The sequence below is a fragment of the Providencia rettgeri genome, from assembly GCF_023205015.1.
GTDB lineage: Bacteria > Pseudomonadota > Gammaproteobacteria > Enterobacterales > Enterobacteriaceae > Providencia > Providencia rettgeri_E.
The window spans coordinates 2629117-2645650 of record NZ_CP096258.1; the positions used below are offsets into that span (position 1 = coordinate 2629117).

The window sequence follows — 16534 nt, forward strand, 5'->3', positions numbered from 1 at the left end:
GGATGACGGATTTTTCGTTAAAATGCCGCCCGCCTTCCGATATCTTGTTCTCTGAATGAAGTATCCCTAGGCCAAATCTCGAACCTGCTGCTGGGTCGCCTGTAGCAGGAATTTATATTTTCTTTTTATAGAGAAATAGTAATGTTAACTATCAATGCAATTGAACGTAAAGAGCAGGGTAAGGGTGCGAGCCGCCGCCTGCGCAGAGATAACCAGCTTCCAGCTATCGTTTACGGTGGCAACCAAGAAGCTATCTCTGTAACTCTTAACCACGATGAAATCATCAACCAAGAAAGCAAAGCAGAATTTTACGAAGTTCTGAATCTGGTTATCGATGGTAAAGAAACAAAAGTAAAAGTTCAGGCTGTTCAACGTCACCCATTTAAGCCAAAAGTGACGCACATTGACTTCCTGCGCGCTTAATTAAAGCCCACAGCCGAGCTTTAGAATTTTCGGGACGCCGAGTAAATAACGCCGCAATTGCGGCGTTATTTATTTCTAGCTATTCAACACCATAATCTATTTCGTGCCACGGCGTTGTAATTGGTCTCGCAGATTAGGTGGTGTGCCACGAATGGTTAACGTATCAGTGACAGGATCCCAAAAGATACGCTCCCCCATAAGCATCGCATCAAAGCTAATCGTGATCCCTCCGCCACTTCCTGAAAACTTCGTTAATTGCTTTAATGTTCCTCTATCAGCAGGGAAACTTTCCTCAAGTTGGTAATCATTTTGACGAGCGAAATCGTCAAAACTTTGCTCTTCCACCATTGGTAACTCTTTCGCCAATGCTTCCAACTCAATTTCTTCACCTGACTGTAATTGCTCCGTGCAATAACTGTGAACTTGCTGGCGATAAGCTTGACGCGTGTTTTTATCCATCTGAGCATTGTCACAAAAATCATCCAGTGCTTGAACTAAGCCTTTATTTTGAACTTTTGCATTTAGCCCTTCGGACGCAGCTAAAAAATCCATAAAGAAGTCAGAGACTTTTCGTCCTACTCTACCTTTTAAGAACGTTAAATACCGTTTTGACTCAGGATTGGTTTCCCATTCGGTTAAATCAATACGAGCGACAATATCCGCATGAGGAATATCTAAATAGTGTGTCGTGCCTAAATCTAATGATTCCGTGACAAACATGCTGTCACAACTATTGAGCACTGCAATTAATAGGTATTCGACTGCGAGGTAGCGGTATTGACAAAAAAGAACGACGCCCCCTTCAGCAAAAGGGTATTTGGCTAGTTCATCTTTCAAGCGAACGGTCATCGCACGGCTGAAACCTAAGAATTCTTCTTCGCCCTTACGCAATAACTTTAACGCATCAGCAAGTTCACTTTCTTCGTTAAACTCACCAAATGCTTTACTTTTAGCACTATAGACGCGATGTAGCTCTGCCATCATGTCTTGTACGACACCATCTGCTGTCAATAAAGAATCCCGCAACATCACCTCGAGGGTTTGTTCATCTCTTTTAATTAACTGGTGTAACGCTATCTGGTTAATTTCCAGACTCATTGTTGGCTCCTTCGAAATAGCAGAAATAATGTTGCGCGTATTAAAACATTGATATTATTCCTCTGCAATAGAAACTATCATTTGCACAAATTTTAACCCACACTGCTGAACTTATGCACACTTTACGAATCTTAATTAGCATTATTATCACTTAAACAAAAATTTGTTGCGAAGAAAGAAGAAAAACCAACTGTGATACGCTATGATATGTAGCTTTCATTAATTTAGGATCTCTTAATTTATGCCACAATCATCTCGCTATAGTGATGAAAAAGTTGAAGGTTTACTTTCTGACCTTGTTAGTGTGTTAGAAAAAAACCACACCCCTGTTGACCTTTCCCTTATGGTGTTAGGTAATATGGTCACGAATCTGCTGAATACGTCAGTTGCACCTGCACAACGTAAAATGATTGCAGAATCATTCGCAAATGCATTACTTTCTTCTGTTAAAGAAGATAAATCACACTAATTGATTAATGAAATAAACAGTATGGTCACCCACCTGCGCTACCGTGACAAAGTCTCTAACATGATTGGTTGGGGGCACTGGTTTGCACTATTCAATATACTGCTTAGCCTTGTGTTAAGTAGTAGCTATCTGTTTATTTTTGATTGGCCAGACACCCTAACTGGCCGAGTTTATGCTTTCGTCAGTTGGTTAGGTCATTTTAGCTTCGTGGTCTTTGCAGCCTACTTACTCATTATTTTTCCACTGACCTTTATTGTCATGTCTCAGCGGTTGCTGAGGCTACTTTCTGTTGCCCTCGCGACTGCAGGGATAACTCTTTTAATTTTTGATATCCGTGTTTTTAGCCAGTTTGGCTTGCATCTAACCCCACAGGTATGGGATTTAGTCATTAACCCTACAAAAGGCGAGATGGCTCGTGAATGGCAGCTGATGTTTATCAGTATCCCCATTATCTTTCTTGTTGAAATGTTATTTGCAACTTGGAGTTGGCAAAAACTGCGCAGCTTAAGCCGGCAAACCTTTGGTAAACCGCTTGCGGGTATTTTTATTGTGACTTTTATCATGTCACACCTGATGTATGCGTGGGCCGATGCGAACTTTTACCGCCCTATCACGATGCAGCGTTATAATTACCCATTATCACAACCAATGACTGCGCGGAAACTTCTTGATAGATACGGCTTATTGGATTTAACAGAACATCAAAATCGTGTCTTCCAGCAAGGTAGTCCGACTGCCCTTAAATTAAATTACCCATTAAAACCATTAAGCTATTATGATCAGGGTTCAGGTTATAATTTATTATTATTAGTGATTGATGACCTCGGTAATAAGTCTCAACAAGACTCGATGGATGCTCTGAATGAGTTTAAATCAATCAGCACACAGTTTACCAACCATTATACAACTGGTTTACGTAACGATACCGCCTTGTTTGGCCTATTCTATGGTATCTCATCGACTTACTTTGATAATATTCTTAATGGCCGCCATCCATCAAGTCTGATTGAAGCTCTTCAGCATCAAGGGTATCAGTTCGGTTTATTCTCAACAGATGGCTTTAACTCTCCATTATTCAGGCAAGCTATTTTAGCCGATTACTCTTTGCCTGCCACAACTGCCGATAACGATAGTTTGACTGTTTCTCAATGGAATAATTGGTTAGGTAATCTGAAAAATGGGTCGCCTTGGTTCTCATTCCTTAACATTACAGGTACGCCAGGCAGTGCAAAAACCAACGAGCAGATCAAGCGTGTGATGGCGACATTACAACGTGAGAACCGGTTAGAAAATACCATTGTTATTGTCACTGCCAATTACAATAATCAAGGTAAATCAGAGAACGAATGGTTAGACGGCAAACACTTTAATCGAGATAAGATGCAAGTGCCTCTATTTATTTACTGGCCGAATACTCCTGCACAACAAATAGATAAACTGACTAGTCATCAAGATGTAATGACCACGCTAATGCAACGGCTGTTACACGTCAGTAACCCACCTGATGATTACAGCCAAGGTGAAGATTTATTTAGTGTTAAACGTACTTACCCATGGGTGATCACCGGCGATAACGACGATGTTGTGATTACCACTGACAATGCCACCCTTTATATGGATCAAAATGGTCAGTTTAATATCTATGATAAACAAGGGGCTATCGAGAAAAATGAAAAACCTGATTTGGCTGAGTTATTGAAGATCTTTACTGAATTAAAGCGTTTTAATGAAAATTAAATGCTTAAATATCAACCAGTCGCATCATGCGTCTATTGCTTTTAGAAACAAATTGGGTAGTATAAATCAAAGTTCGGCATGTAGCGCAGCTTGGTAGCGCACCGTCATGGGGTGTCGGGGGTCGTAGGTTCAAATCCTATCATGCCGACCAACTTTTTATAGAGAAACCAACCTGTTACGGTTGGTTTTTTTATACCACCAAAAATATGGTGAAAATCAAAACCAAAGCTGTGAGTTAGGTTCTTTCTACATGAAAATTCAAGGTGACCTATGGAAGTATAAAATTCCTCTCTTTTATGGCCAGTGCAACTTTTTTGTATGTAAGGACTTAACAGATAAAGGAATGAATAACGAAGCAAACATTCTTTGCATGTCAAAGAAAATGACTCAAGCATATGTAAACAATCTATCAGAAAATGATTTATCCTTGATTGCTATATCCTTTCTTAATGCTGTTAACGTATTTCAAACAATAGATTTATGGTCATCTCAAAATTTGAAAATGCTTAATGCTGCAATTGCTGATTTACGTAATATATATACAACTGGTTTGATTGTTCTGACTAGTAAAATGTTAAGTAAAACTATTGGAAATATAAATTCAACAATACTTCCACGGTTAGGCTATTCCATGAAAATAGGTAAGATAACGCTACAAAAAATAATTTGTACCACTTATCAAACTCACGAGAAAAGGCATCATGTGTTAACACAGATACGAGCATGATCCACACCAATCCTTAGTTGAATTATCAAAATCTCATTTTAGTATTTTATGTATTATCACTATTAATAATAGACTAGCTGGAAACGAAAACAATGTTACAAATGAAATTAACACACTGGTATCCAGCAGTTCATTAATAACTGCTCTTAATTGTATTGTAGTCATATTATCTGACCATGACTGCTCCATTTGGTATTTTTGGTTAATAGCCATTCCTGCATTCAATAAAAACAATATAACGTAATTTGCTACAATAATACCAAGCGTTAATCCCCACTTTATGAATAATTTAGTTCCCATTTATTTGTTCCCCGTAAAGTAATTGCCCAATTATCCCCATTGTTTCCTCCCCAGAAAAATCTGTATTATATCCAATAATAGATGCTGCACCTGATGCGGCTTCAAACAATGTTCTCAATTTACTTTTTTCCATAGGTGTAACACCTGTGACATTTGGATACTGCTCTTTGAATAACCCTGTTACTTCTATAACAACAAGAGAAGATAAATCTTGTTTCTTACCAACCATGTAATCCTCTAAAGATGCGGGAACCACAAAAGATTCCTGACCAGTTACAATATATCTGGCTAACGAATAACCCGAACGAACAGATGATAATTCCTTTTCAAAAACCTTTGAGCCTCCTGCTTTTATTGCATTTACTGTTTGTGTTGTACAATTACTCGTTGATAAATCGTAAATGTTTATTGTGTGCCCGTACTTTTTAGTTGCCTCGCCCACATTAGGGGATAACCCAACAGGGGAAGAGCCTCCACTCCACAATGCCATAAAGTGAGCTTCTACTTGCTGTATATTGGCATCATTTACAGCAAAAACTCGAGCATTCATTTTGTATAGCTCATGTCGGTAATAATTTCTTGCATCCTCACCTATAAGGCGAATTAAGATACCGTCCCCCACGATGCCAAGAGTACCAGTCCGACCGAATCTACCATAAGTATAAACTGTTATTTGGTTATTTTTATGTAATGAAACATACGAGTGCCCAGAGCCTACTCTTTCTGTCCACACATAAACCCCATCAGGAATAAGATTATCTAAAGCCGTGCATTCACCTATGATATTAGAAGGAATAAAAGCGGCGTGACACGGACACGTTGAATAACTTTTGCGGGTATCAGCAGCTGGTTGCCCCCCAATTAAATGAGTAAAATCTCCCCCTACTATTTCATACCTTCCTGCATGAACACCACATGTAACTTTATTACCTTGAACGGCTTGTCGCTTAAAATTAATACCACCCCGATGTGCTAATGCACTCCCCTCTAATACTCTTCCACCGCATGTAGTCCTATCCCCCTCTAGCACTTTGAATGACATCACCATAAATCACCTCAATAAAATTAATTAACTAGGTTTTGTGTAATACTATAACTTGAGGTATTTGCAGCTTTATGTTCACAGGTGATACTTTCATACTTCATCGATACTGTTTCATAAGCTTGTGCATCATTATTGTCTAGGGCATTTGGATGGTGATTACTAATGCTTACGATTGATGCATTAGTCAATTTGATTGTTTTATAGACTATCAACTTACCGCTTCTATCGGTTCTATAAAAGCTAAATTCACAATCAAGTAACTCGTTATTATTAATGCTATTCATCAAGAGAGGGGTCGATTTATCATCTAATTTTGTAAATGAAAAGGGTGAGTGTGATACGTTTTGGTGACGACTCATACTATAATTAGTTGAATAAACAAAGATTTCATTTTCATGACCTTCTTGGTATTTATTTCCTATCGAGTCGTAACTTGAGCATCCAGCAGAGATAAGCCCTTGCTTCTTTCCTTTTATAACTAAATATATTTGATTTGCCACCGAGACGCTCCTTAATATAAAAAGAATAATTAAGCATTATATTCACCTTTTTTCTATAGGAATATTCGACATAGTTAATATAAATAGCTCAATGCTCCAATAAAGATTATTAAACCCAATTCAAAATCAGTCTCTAGGTTAAATTCAGCTCCCATAAAAGGAGTTGAACTTAAAGTAAACATCAATACCCTATGTTTGCAGTCATAAACCGACTGTGCCACACTGTTGTGCCATTAACTTCATCGACATAGATAGAAGAATCAAACAGTTATATTGGGGAGGAGCTTCAAGCCAGCTCCACCAAATTTGGTGGGTCAGCGATAGAAGAACAGCTTCAAAAACAGTGAATTACCAAATCCAGTTGGACTGCGCACTGACACAAATAGGACTACAAATGATACGCAAATCGTACGCGGATTATTAAGTTCACTAAAAGCCCACTTCGGTGGGCTTTTTTATTGCACCTCGAAAATTAGAGAGTGTGCCTCTCTGTAGTGGCATAGTTAATTTGGTCACCAACTCAGAGGTGATATCATCACTTCATAAACAGATAGGTGACAATTATGGCAAAACGTATAAGACGGCTTTTCAGTGCTGCATTTATGTTTAAAGGCCGTGGGTATGATCCACAAGCACGAATGGCTCATAGTGATGCTGAATCAACCAAGATTTATACCGAAAACCATGTAGAATGGGTTGAAGTGCCACATTGTGAGATTACTTGAGTAAAGAGAGATAACATATATGCAAGATGATGGTGATTTGATAGAAAGTTATAACCATGTTTGTGCTGAGTGCTTCGGTAATCAGGGAATCATAAATTTAATAAATGATGAAGAAGAACTTAAAGCTGAGCAAAAATGCGATTATTGTAAAAAAAATAATAGAAAAGTAGTATTGTTAGACTTAGTTCTAGCACATATTTTAGGCTCTATTTATTTTTGCTATGCAAACCCTGAAGAGGTTGCATATAGGGATAAAGGTGAGTTTATAACAGAAAAGAACTTGAGTACCGCAGAAGTGCTCTACGAACTAGGCCTTAAATGTAACAATAATAAATTATTTGAAGACATCTGTTCTCACATTAGAAATGACTATTGGTGTGAATCACAACCATACCTATCTGAAAAACATGAAGTTTTACTATATAGTTGGGATAGTTTTTCAAACCACATCAAAAATAAATCTAGATTTATTTTTTGAACAAGATACCGAACCTTTCGACGATCAATACTTTCCTCCCGCATTAATTTTAAATTATATTGGCAGTGCCATAAAAGAATTATCTTTATTTAAAACATTACAAAAAGATGAACCTATATATCGATGTCGACATTTATGTATCGATAATAAAAAATATTGGAACGCAAAAGATCTAGGCACTCCACTACCTAAATATACCCTAGGGAATCCAAATCGGATGAACCCTCAAGGAATACCCATGTTTTATGGTTCCCCCCAAAAGCTTACAGCTATTAAAGAAATTATTGATTCTTGCAACACGTCCGATGAATCCAAAGAGTTCGTCACAGGGATCTTTTATTCAACTAAAGAGCTGCGTTTAGTCGATTTAACTCAATCACTTGATGAAATAGATTATTTTGATCATTCTAATCAACACCTAATAACCTCTAAATTATTCTTACGAAAATTCATTGAAATAATTAATAAACCTATAACTAGGAGTGAACCTAATCTAGCATACATTGAATATATTCCAACACAAGTAGTTACCGAATATTTCAAAATTATACTCACAGATAACAATGGGCATCACATGAATGGTTTTCAGTATAAAAGTAGCAAGGATGGGGAACCCTGCATTGTGCTATTTGTTACTCAAGATGAATGTGATGATGACTCAAATATCACCAATAAAACGGTACTGGCACTAAAAAAAATAGAGCGTGATAGTAATAATGACATAAAGAAAAGGTTGGATGATGGGTGGTAAAACTAACCCTAACTTATTGATTCATATAGTGCGTATTTCGTAAATTATGCACTGTTTGAAAACACAGTAAAACATAAATATGTTATATTTAAAATCATAGCATTATATAACTTAGAATCGAATTCATGGGGTGTCGGGGGTCGTAGGTTCAAATCCTATCATGCCGACCAACTTTTTATAGAGAAACCAACCTGTTACGGTTGGTTTTTTTGTATCTAAATTTTAGGTGGGTAAAATGGGGTACCCCAAAAACTTTCACTTCTACAAATCAGTCGAATACAGCCACTCAACACTTCTTAATTAAAGCTGGCTTTATTCCTAGTGGCTACATTGAAAATTTAGATAATAATGACCCGGTACTTATCTATTGCTATAAACTTGATTAAAACCATCTACATAAGGAACTATAATAGCGCTTTATTCATCACAAGCGTTTGTAAGGCGTGATTAAATTGCTGATAGACTTCTTCTGCTATCGCTTCTGGATAACTTAATACCCTAAGCTTATGTGGCTTATTTCCAGGGTAATAACTTGGATGTGCGTGTGCGTATTCGTTTTGCTGAAAACCGCAATGTCGATAAAAAGACCAACGCTTTTGGCTCACATCATCAATAATAGGGTCAATTTCTAGGATCACTTTACCTACATCATGACAAAACTGTTTTAATACCTTTTGCCCATAACCTTGCCCTCTTAATACAGGAGAAATAGCAAGATGTTCGATGTAATAATAATCTTCGATTTTCCAACACCCAATAAAACCAATAAAAATGTCATTTTCTTTGAAGCTGAACAAATAATAATCACTATGATTTAATATTGCTTCTCTTCCTTGGTAGCTTCTTTGTTCATATAATGGAAAAGCTGTGTCATACAACTGGTTAATCATTGCTACCGTTTGGCTATCTTCACTTGAAACTCTTAAACCATATAACATTTAATCGTTACTCACTTTCATAAAATATATTTTTTAGAATACCTATTTTAAACTTTCTGACAATTACTTATCGAGCACTCATAATATTAACCTACTGTTTTATTTAAATATTATTTTCCCACTTAATTCACTGATAAAAATATTTGTGCCTCTATATTGACTTTTTTACCTAATAGTTCTAAAAATACTGTATATAAACACAGCTCTTATTAGAGGCTATCATGTTACGTATCGAAGTTTTATTTGATAAGAATGCTCCACAAAAACCGAGTTCAGTTGTTTTACAAGCACTTGAAACTGAGATTTTACGCAAACTTCAAAACCAATACCCGGACATGGTAACGCGGGTTGGCTTTAGTTCACAACAACGCGTGAATATCTCAGGTACAAAAATAGCGGAGGATAAAACGCGTATTGAAGAAATACTGGAAGAGATATGGATGGATGATGGTTGGGTCCCAGAAGAAACAACGGTGGATTAACCAAAGACTTAAAGGAATGTTTCCTTATTATGTAACATTCCTTTTTCTGTCTCCAAAATTTGCAAGTAAAAAACTACTCGCTTTAAATTTCTCATATCTAAATTTTACGCCCAATTAATTAGCCAATTTTATGCCTAAGAAAGGCTTTAATTTCTTTCACTAGATTCAACTTTTTATTTTTTTTATCCGTTGTTCTAACCTGAGAAATACAGTTATTAGCATCTACACAGGTAGGAATTTCATTTAACATTATTGCTGATAAACTCACAGCCGGCCTATTATTGATATCTTTTCCAATAAAAGTTAAGGCCAGCGCGATTGCTGCTATAAATAATGGCACCTCATAGAATGCTTGTTTCATTATCAATGCTCTTATTGTTTGAGTGATGGATAATAATAAACAGTCTATTTCTTTGTACCTTAAAAAATAGTTAAACCAACCTTAAGGTATGCTTAAATCCACCTCAAACTTGAATTGTTCGTATTGTCTGACGCTCATTGCCTGCTTATACTTGCTAGTAGAGGTGATAACATGAATATCCTATTAGTCGAAGATGATCTTCAATTGGGAAAAGCGCTATGTCGTGGGCTGGAACTTGCAGGTTTTAGTCCTTGTTGGGTCAGGCTACTTGCTGATGCAAAATTACAACTCGCATCTCGCAATTTTGATTTAATGCTCCTAGATTTGGGATTGCCTGATGGCGATGGTCTTGATGAACTCATTACTTGGCGTAATATGGGAGAAACGATCCCAATCATCATTCTTACAGCAAGAAATCAAATGGATAACTTAGTTTCTAGTTTAGATTCAGGCGCTGATGACTTTTTAACAAAACCATTTGCTATGCCTGAGCTTATTTCTCGAGTAAAAGCGGTTAGTCGCCGTATGGCTGGTTTTTCATCTGAAATATGGCAATTAGGTAACCTACAATTAAATCCTCTTAATCACCAAGTCACCCTTAATGAGCAATTGTTGCTGCTCTCCGGGAAAGAATATCTATTACTCTACGAACTCATAAAAAATGCAGATAATGTTGTCAGAAAAACGGATTTAGAGCAGCGCCTATTCGGGTTAGATGATGTGGAAAGTAACTCTTTAGAGGTTCACATTCATAATCTACGCCGGAAAATAGGTAAAGACCGTATAATTACTATCCGCGGTATTGGTTATTTATTAAAAAAAGAAGTGCCACTAAGTGAAAGTTAAATCATTTTTTATTTATACATTTGGGCTGCAAATCAGCTCAGTTATTTTCCTTTGGCTGCTATTAGTTGGCTGGCTACAATTTTTTTATTGGCCCTCAATTCATGATGAGTTAAATGCGCAACAGAATATCGTCACTCAAGGGTTTGCTAAGACACTTGATATAGTTGCTGATAAACCGGAATATTTCAATAAAATAGCAAATAACCTACAAGAACTTTATTCTGCAGCGATGGAAAGTGGCGATGATATTAACTATCGGCCTTTTATGGTTGTTAGAGATAAACAAGGGAATGTCTATTACCGAAACAGTGACAAATTACATGTGCCATCGCTTAAATCTGTCTCTGAACTCGCCGCATTACATAAAGATTGGCATTTTACTTCTGCATGGAATGAGCAAGAAACTTTCGAAGTTGTTATTGCCGAGTCTTATAGTGACCGTAAATCTTTATTAGGTAACCCAGCTGAAGGTACAGCCATTCCACTCGCTTTTATTTTGGGTATTATGTTGTTAGCAATATTAATTACCGCTTATTTTAGTCTGCGGCCTTTAAGGCAATCTGCAAAACTAATTTCTAGCCGTCAGCCAGGTAATTTAACTCCGATAGAAACAAAAGAACAATATAAAGAAATTCGCCCTATTATTGATGCTATAAATAACCTTATGTCACGTGTTGATGCTGCAAATCAACGTGAAAAGCGCTTTATGGCAGATGCTGCACATGAATTAAGAACTCCCATAGCGGCTGTTATTGCTCAATTACACTTGTTGATGCAAATTGATAACCCAAAAGAAAGGGCAGAAATCATTAATGATATGCAAGAAACTTTAAATCGCGCAGCCTCTTTATCACATCAATTAATAGACCTAGCCCGCTTAGAAACTGAAGACTTTTTATTAAATAAAGAGCAAATTGACCTACCCGTATTAATTAGCCATTTAATATCCTCACACATACCTTACGCCATTAATAAAAATATTGATGTTGAACTACAAAGCCCAAATTCTTTTTATATCCTCACCGATAAACTCGCATTGAGTAATATTTTTACTAATTTGTTTGAAAATGCGATTAAATACTGCCCAGAGAAAGGGAAAATAAAAGTCGTTTTAAAAGACCTTACCCCGTTTGGTGGGACTATTTCTGTTCAAGATAATGGCCGAGGAATCCCAGAAGAAAGCCGTCAACTTATATTTTCTCGTTTTTATCGCGTACCAGGAACAATGGAAACCGGAAGCGGTTTAGGTTTATCTATCGCTCAAAATTTAGCCTGCAAAATCGGTGCTGTAATAAGAGTTACTGATGGATTAGACAATCGAGGTATCGGTTTTATTATTGACTTACCCTAAATCGAATTATGTTATTGAGTTAACAGCATTCGCTATTTTTTCTAGCTAGAATATGCCTTTCATACGTTAATATACCTACACCTAGAAGAGGCAATAATGTCCAAGGCATTAGTAATTATTGATCTCATTGAAGAGATAATTGGTAAAAATGGCTTATCTAATTCAAGTTATCAACAGACTTGCTCACGTAAAATCGTTGAGAAAGCCAATCAAGCAGCGCAATATGCAAGAAAGCATCATATCCCTGTTATTTGGGTAAAGGTTGGGTTTTCAGACAATTACCACGATGTTCCTGCCGGTTCTCCGATGTTCCAGCAAGCCAAAAGCCTTGGTGCCTTGAAATTGAGCGGTAATGGCTGCAATTGGGCTCATGACCTTGAGGTAGCTTTTCGTGATCCTGTAATGATTAAAAAAGGGGTTTCTGCGTTTGCAGGAAATCATTTCAATAAATGGCTTACTGATAATGGGATCACCGAGTTATTTATTGGTGGAGTCAGTACCGTAAAGGCCATTCAAAGTACTGCACGACAAGCCCACGATTTAGGATATTATGTCACCGTACTTGAAGATTTATGTGCAGCCCCAACGCCAGAACTCCACGAGCAAAGTCTTCTGGCACTGGAAGGTATGGTAACGGTTTCTTCAGTTAAAGAATTTATGCAATTAAAATAACATTTGATATTTCAAAGCATTATTTTAGTTTTTGCAAGTATATCTCCCGTAGCCGGATAGCTAGTTTCCCCGGCTTACCTTCTCCAATTAATTGTCTATTAACCATAATAACTGGCCACACTAATGTTGTTGCTGAAGTAATAAAGACTTCTTTAGCTTCTAACATTTCATCAATACTAAATGGTTTTTCAATAATGCCTATTCCTTGCTCCCGGGCAAGTTGTAAAATAGCTTGGCGAGTAATGCCTGGCAATATCTCATTATTTAACCCTCGCGTTTGTATTTGGTTTTGATGGTTAATAATAAAACAATTACTGGAACTTCCTTCAGTGACATAACCATTTTTAACAAATATGGCGTCATCAGCACCTTGTTGCTTAGCGTATTCTTTTGCCATGGAAGCAGCTAATAAGGCGACAGTTTTAATATCACAACGCTGCCAACGAATATCATCCACGGTGACGGCTTTTATTCCATGTTTTGATTTTTCATTTTCAACAATCTTCGTCTTTTGTGCAAATAAGACTAATGTTGGCTTCGTCTGTTTATTAGGATATAAAAAACTGCGTTGTTTTGCATTGCCACGTGTCAACTGAAGATATACAAGCCCTTCTTCTATGTTATTCTGCTGAACCAGTTGAAAATGAATGTGTTTTAATTCGGCTAAATCGTAGGGGAATGATAACTGTAATTCAGCGCAAGAGCGCTGCAAACGAGCCATATGATGTTCAAAATCAACTAGCTTACCGTTGATTATTGCTGTCACTTCATACACTGCATCCGCAAATAAAAAACCACGGTCAAAAATAGATACTGACGCTTCTTCTTCAGGTAAAAACTGGCCGTTTACATAAGCAATCATGAGCTATATTCCTTTATCAATCAAATCATTACCTAATCTCTTATTAACCATACACTATATTACAAAAATTACCTTTCAATTCTTCACATTTATTATCTCTATTTGCAGATTCGGGCCCTCTTGTATGCACCGCGACTAACAAAAAAACAAGCGGTAGTACAGCAACTAAAATATAGTTTAAAATTTAAAATTATTTTTAATATTAACTTGACATTAACATGTGAATAGCTAAAATGCTCTCACGTGATCTGGATCACATTTTAATTTGGAGTTCTCGATGAAAAGCATCAAAGAATTTATCAGCAGTGTACAAGAAGTCGTCGAATTACTATCTAAACGTTTTATGTAAGCAAGTTAATTAATCTTTAGTTAATCAAACCTTTAGTTACCTCATCATTAGCGTTAAATTGCATTTATTTTGCACAACGACCTTAAAATTAAGGTCGTTTTTTTATTCAAAAACATTCTCAATAATTTCAGCAACAACCGCTGTTCCTATCGCTACCAAGATAAGGTCTCGGCCACTTATTTTCCATTCATAGCCTACATAAACGGGTAATTCGGCTAAAAATGCTGAGGGTAGCATTTTTTTTGCAATACCTGGAGGAAGTGGTTTTCCCCTGCTAACTTGTTTTGCAATACCGGGTGGCAAGCCACGATACCCCGTCAGTCCATATTCAATGGCCAAAGGCCTTACGTTGCCAAAACTCACATTAAAACTAATATTTGCTCCCCGATGCTTATCGTAATATTTACTTGATTTAACATGTTTTATCTCTTGATTATCATTGCCTTTATTTGAGTTATCTTTGTTCTGCTTACCTTTATTTCCATGAACTTGTTGATGCCCTTTGCCATTTCCTTGGCCTTGATTACCATTAGGGGATGAATTAGCGAATAATGAGGTAAAAGCAATAATAGGCAATAAGATATACTGCAAAAGAACTGAACAAATCGGCTTTTTAAATTGATTCATAATAGATTCCTACAAAGTTAATATAACATTAGGACATTTTGTAGAACATTATGCTTAGTTATAACGACTCACAATCAGAAAATACTTATCACACGTAATGTTATGTAAATGTTACTTCATCACTCAAATTAGTAAGTGCCCTCCTTTATAATAGCTCTTATTGTCATTAATATTATTTTCATATATTAGACAATACTTAGAACTAGTAATAAGAATTAAGACGGAGTTTAATATTGCTCCCCATGAATTTTCGTTGTAAATATGATAAAGTCATTTGACCTATGCTATTTTATAAACAATTGTTCCTAACATTCTAAAGAAGGAGAAACCATGCAGCAGCAACTGCTAGACTGGGTACGTCAATTCAACCAAGATTACGCTGACATTGCCTCTTTACTTATGGTGCTCGGTTTAATCCTTATTGTCGCCTGCGTATTACACTTAATTCTACATAAAATATTACTTCCTCAACTCGAAAAGCGCGGGCAAAAAAGTGCAGGAACTTGGGTACATTTAATCACTCAACATAATCTTTTCAATCGATTCGCATTTGTGATCCAAGGTGTTGTGGTCAATATCCAAGCAACACTATGGTTACATTCAGGTTCGACTGCTCAAGCCGTTTTAAACGTTGGCTCACAGGCATGGTGCCTATTATTTGGCTTACTCACCCTTTATTCCGTCCTTGATATCATACTTGGCGTACTCCAACGTGCAGCCAAAACAGCACACCTACCTCTTCGAGGTATATTCCAAAGCCTGAAGCTACTCGCCACAATTTTAATTGGCATCATGATCATCGCGCTATTAATTGGCAAATCACCACTGATTATCCTAAGTGGCCTTGGTGCGATGACAGCCGTCATGATGTTAGTGTTTAAAGACCCCATTATGGGCTTAGTTGCAGGAATACAACTTTCAGCCAATAACATGGTCAATATTGGTGATTGGTTAGAAATGCCTAAATACGGTGCTGATGGCGCTGTTGTTGACATTGGTTTAACCACAGTTAAAGTGCGTAACTGGGACAACACAGTTACGACTATTCCAACTTATGCGCTGATTTCTGACTCCTTCAAAAACTGGAAAGGAATGACAGAATCAGGTGGACGAAGAATTAAGCGTAGTGTCCGCTTAGACGCCAGTAGTGTTCATTTTTTAACAGATGAAGAAATCGCGCAATACATTAAAGCCAATTTACTTGAACCCTATATTGAACAAAAAATATCGGAGATCCAAGTCTTTAATTCTAGTCTACCTGATGACAAAGCCGTTCCTTTAAATCAACGTCGTTTGACGAATATAGGGACCTTCCGAGCTTATATTGAAGCTTATTTAAAATCACACCCTAATATTCATAAAAATATGACAATTATGGTCAGACAGCTAGAATCTGATTCAAATGGTATTCCAATCGAAATATATGCCTTTACGAATACAACCGTATGGGTGGAGTATGAAAGAATACAATCTGACATTTTTGATCATATCTTTTCCATCCTGCCGCAATTTAATCTGATGGTACATCAATCACCTACCGGAAATGATGTTAGAATGATAGGCCATTTCCCAGAAAAATAACTAATACTAAGTGATTAGTTAAATTTTCTTATTCATCTACATCTAAAGTAGTATCTAAAAGAGGGAGATATCCCTCTTTAACTCTTAATTCCCTGTCATCGCTATATAAACGATAACATTTCGATAGTTAATCAAAATAAAACTAACCTATGCACTAACAAACAAAAAACCCTTATAAATTAAATAAATACATTTACTTTATCAGGGATAAC

At 36.7% G+C, this 16534-nt stretch carries 19 protein-coding genes, 1 tRNA gene and 1 pseudogene; 13 read left to right on the forward strand and 8 right to left on the reverse strand.

The window, feature by feature from the left end; all coding sequences use genetic code 11:
- Positions 1-141 precede the first annotated feature (141 nt).
- Positions 142-423: a 50S ribosomal protein L25 gene (rplY, locus tag M0M83_RS12040; RefSeq protein WP_004260060.1), complete on the forward strand. Its 282-nt coding sequence runs from the start codon at positions 142-144 to the stop codon at positions 421-423.
- 96 nt (positions 424-519) lie between these two features.
- Here rplY and yejK read toward each other — a convergent pair whose 3' ends face one another.
- Positions 520-1521 carry a nucleoid-associated protein YejK gene (gene yejK / locus M0M83_RS12045; RefSeq protein ID WP_125891240.1) on the reverse strand — a complete coding sequence of 334 codons (1002 nt, stop codon included), beginning with the start codon at positions 1519-1521 and terminating at the stop codon, positions 520-522.
- A gap of 241 nt (positions 1522-1762) precedes the next feature.
- Here yejK and M0M83_RS12050 point away from each other — a divergent pair, with 241 nt between their 5' ends.
- From M0M83_RS12050 to M0M83_RS12065, 4 genes are all read left to right on the forward strand, one after another.
- A complete protein-coding gene (locus tag M0M83_RS12050) occupies positions 1763-1990 on the forward strand; it encodes a YejL family protein (RefSeq protein ID WP_047755730.1) in 228 nt (75 codons plus the stop codon).
- A 21-nt stretch (positions 1991-2011) separates the two neighbouring features.
- The gene (yejM, locus tag M0M83_RS12055) at positions 2012-3727 is read left to right on the forward strand and encodes an LPS biosynthesis-modulating metalloenzyme YejM (protein ID WP_213912567.1); all 1716 of its coding nucleotides are present in this window, start codon (positions 2012-2014) and stop codon (positions 3725-3727) included.
- Positions 3728-3801: 74 nt separating this feature from the next.
- Positions 3802-3878 (forward strand) — tRNA-Pro (locus M0M83_RS12060).
- A 99-nt stretch (positions 3879-3977) separates the two neighbouring features.
- A complete protein-coding gene (locus M0M83_RS12065) occupies positions 3978-4454 on the forward strand; it encodes a hypothetical protein (protein WP_213912566.1) in 477 nt (158 codons plus the stop codon).
- 33 nt (positions 4455-4487) lie between these two features.
- On the opposite strand, the gene M0M83_RS21815 is transcribed toward M0M83_RS12065, so the two are convergent.
- Genes M0M83_RS21815 through M0M83_RS12080 form a run of 3 tightly spaced genes read right to left on the reverse strand, consistent with a single transcriptional unit; the run spans position 4488 to position 6299 of the window.
- Positions 4488-4754 carry a hypothetical protein gene (locus tag M0M83_RS21815; protein WP_213912565.1) on the reverse strand — a complete coding sequence of 89 codons (267 nt, stop codon included), beginning with the start codon at positions 4752-4754 and terminating at the stop codon, positions 4488-4490.
- Entirely contained in the window at positions 4744-5796 is a 1053-nt protein-coding gene (locus M0M83_RS12075; RefSeq protein WP_248466643.1) for a PAAR domain-containing protein, read from the reverse strand. Before M0M83_RS12075 ends, M0M83_RS21815 begins: the two co-directional genes overlap by 11 nt.
- 23 nt (positions 5797-5819) lie before the next feature.
- Positions 5820-6299 carry an Hcp family type VI secretion system effector gene (locus tag M0M83_RS12080; RefSeq protein ID WP_213912563.1) on the reverse strand — a complete coding sequence of 160 codons (480 nt, stop codon included), beginning with the start codon at positions 6297-6299 and terminating at the stop codon, positions 5820-5822.
- A 614-nt stretch (positions 6300-6913) separates the two neighbouring features.
- Here M0M83_RS12080 and M0M83_RS12085 point away from each other — a divergent pair.
- The 3 genes and pseudogenes from M0M83_RS12085 to M0M83_RS12095 form a co-directional block, all read left to right on the forward strand.
- Positions 6914-7024: pseudogene (locus tag M0M83_RS12085) on the forward strand (integrase); the annotation flags it as partial.
- 19 nt (positions 7025-7043) lie between these two features.
- The gene (locus M0M83_RS21820; protein WP_248466644.1) at positions 7044-7502 is read left to right on the forward strand and encodes a HEPN-associated N-terminal domain-containing protein; all 459 of its coding nucleotides are present in this window, start codon (positions 7044-7046) and stop codon (positions 7500-7502) included.
- A complete protein-coding gene (locus M0M83_RS12095; RefSeq protein ID WP_213912561.1) occupies positions 7432-8253 on the forward strand; it encodes an RES family NAD+ phosphorylase in 822 nt (273 codons plus the stop codon). The genes M0M83_RS21820 and M0M83_RS12095 overlap by 71 nt, the downstream gene beginning before the upstream one ends.
- A gap of 404 nt (positions 8254-8657) precedes the next feature.
- On the opposite strand, the gene M0M83_RS12100 is transcribed toward M0M83_RS12095, so the two are convergent.
- Positions 8658-9191, reverse strand: a complete 534-nt coding sequence (locus tag M0M83_RS12100; RefSeq protein ID WP_213912560.1) for a GNAT family N-acetyltransferase — start codon at positions 9189-9191, stop codon at positions 8658-8660.
- 221 nt (positions 9192-9412) lie between these two features.
- Here M0M83_RS12100 and M0M83_RS12105 point away from each other — a divergent pair, with 221 nt between their 5' ends.
- Positions 9413-9673, forward strand: a complete 261-nt coding sequence (locus M0M83_RS12105; protein WP_213912559.1) for a DinI-like family protein — start codon at positions 9413-9415, stop codon at positions 9671-9673.
- A gap of 118 nt (positions 9674-9791) precedes the next feature.
- Here M0M83_RS12105 and M0M83_RS12110 read toward each other — a convergent pair whose 3' ends face one another.
- Entirely contained in the window at positions 9792-10034 is a 243-nt protein-coding gene (locus M0M83_RS12110) for a hypothetical protein (protein ID WP_125891244.1), read from the reverse strand.
- A 171-nt stretch (positions 10035-10205) separates the two neighbouring features.
- On the opposite strand from M0M83_RS12110, the gene M0M83_RS12115 reads away from it, so the two are divergent.
- The 3 genes from M0M83_RS12115 (at position 10206) to M0M83_RS12125 (ending at position 12903) form a co-directional block, all read left to right on the forward strand.
- Entirely contained in the window at positions 10206-10880 is a 675-nt protein-coding gene (locus M0M83_RS12115) for a response regulator (RefSeq protein WP_125891245.1), read from the forward strand.
- Complete coding sequence (locus tag M0M83_RS12120; RefSeq protein WP_213912558.1) at positions 10870-12231, forward strand: sensor histidine kinase; 1362 nt, start codon at positions 10870-10872, stop codon at positions 12229-12231. The genes M0M83_RS12115 and M0M83_RS12120 overlap by 11 nt, the downstream gene beginning before the upstream one ends.
- Before the next feature lie 96 nt (positions 12232-12327).
- Positions 12328-12903, forward strand: a complete 576-nt coding sequence (locus M0M83_RS12125) for a cysteine hydrolase family protein (RefSeq protein WP_213912557.1) — start codon at positions 12328-12330, stop codon at positions 12901-12903.
- A gap of 19 nt (positions 12904-12922) precedes the next feature.
- Here the strand turns inward: M0M83_RS12125 and M0M83_RS12130 are convergent, their stop codons facing one another.
- Entirely contained in the window at positions 12923-13765 is an 843-nt protein-coding gene (locus M0M83_RS12130; RefSeq protein WP_213912556.1) for a D-amino-acid transaminase, read from the reverse strand.
- Between the two features lie 451 nt (positions 13766-14216).
- A complete protein-coding gene (locus M0M83_RS12135; RefSeq protein WP_125891249.1) occupies positions 14217-14741 on the reverse strand; it encodes an anti-virulence regulator CigR family protein in 525 nt (174 codons plus the stop codon).
- Between the two features lie 330 nt (positions 14742-15071).
- Here M0M83_RS12135 and M0M83_RS12140 point away from each other — a divergent pair, with 330 nt between their 5' ends.
- The gene (locus tag M0M83_RS12140; RefSeq protein WP_125891250.1) at positions 15072-16322 is read left to right on the forward strand and encodes a mechanosensitive ion channel family protein; all 1251 of its coding nucleotides are present in this window, start codon (positions 15072-15074) and stop codon (positions 16320-16322) included.
- Positions 16323-16534: the final 212 nt, after the last annotated feature.

Excerpts from the sequence above, each read along its gene's own strand:
- M0M83_RS12115 (WP_125891245.1), top strand. The coding sequence starts at position 10,206 with ATGAATATCCTATTAGTCGAAGATGATCTTCAATTGGGAAAAGCGCTA.
- M0M83_RS12140 (WP_125891250.1), top strand. The coding sequence starts at position 15,072 with ATGCAGCAGCAACTGCTAGACTGGGTACGTCAATTCAACCAAGATTAC.
- rplY (WP_004260060.1), top strand. The coding sequence starts at position 142 with ATGTTAACTATCAATGCAATTGAACGTAAAGAGCAGGGTAAGGGTGCG.
- M0M83_RS21815 (WP_213912565.1), bottom strand. The coding sequence starts at position 4,754 with ATGGGAACTAAATTATTCATAAAGTGGGGATTAACGCTTGGTATTATT.
- M0M83_RS12050 (WP_047755730.1), top strand. The coding sequence starts at position 1,763 with ATGCCACAATCATCTCGCTATAGTGATGAAAAAGTTGAAGGTTTACTT.
- M0M83_RS12095 (WP_213912561.1), top strand. The coding sequence starts at position 7,432 with ATGAAGTTTTACTATATAGTTGGGATAGTTTTTCAAACCACATCAAAA.
- M0M83_RS12100 (WP_213912560.1), bottom strand. The coding sequence starts at position 9,191 with ATGTTATATGGTTTAAGAGTTTCAAGTGAAGATAGCCAAACGGTAGCA.
- yejK (WP_125891240.1), bottom strand. The coding sequence starts at position 1,521 with ATGAGTCTGGAAATTAACCAGATAGCGTTACACCAGTTAATTAAAAGA.
- M0M83_RS12130 (WP_213912556.1), bottom strand. The coding sequence starts at position 13,765 with ATGATTGCTTATGTAAACGGCCAGTTTTTACCTGAAGAAGAAGCGTCA.
- M0M83_RS12110 (WP_125891244.1), bottom strand. The coding sequence starts at position 10,034 with ATGAAACAAGCATTCTATGAGGTGCCATTATTTATAGCAGCAATCGCG.
- M0M83_RS12125 (WP_213912557.1), top strand. The coding sequence starts at position 12,328 with ATGTCCAAGGCATTAGTAATTATTGATCTCATTGAAGAGATAATTGGT.
- M0M83_RS12065 (WP_213912566.1), top strand. The coding sequence starts at position 3,978 with ATGAAAATTCAAGGTGACCTATGGAAGTATAAAATTCCTCTCTTTTAT.
- M0M83_RS12135 (WP_125891249.1), bottom strand. The coding sequence starts at position 14,741 with ATGAATCAATTTAAAAAGCCGATTTGTTCAGTTCTTTTGCAGTATATC.
- yejM (WP_213912567.1), top strand. The coding sequence starts at position 2,012 with ATGGTCACCCACCTGCGCTACCGTGACAAAGTCTCTAACATGATTGGT.
- M0M83_RS12075 (WP_248466643.1), bottom strand. The coding sequence starts at position 5,796 with ATGTCATTCAAAGTGCTAGAGGGGGATAGGACTACATGCGGTGGAAGA.
- M0M83_RS12105 (WP_213912559.1), top strand. The coding sequence starts at position 9,413 with ATGTTACGTATCGAAGTTTTATTTGATAAGAATGCTCCACAAAAACCG.
- M0M83_RS21820 (WP_248466644.1), top strand. The coding sequence starts at position 7,044 with ATGCAAGATGATGGTGATTTGATAGAAAGTTATAACCATGTTTGTGCT.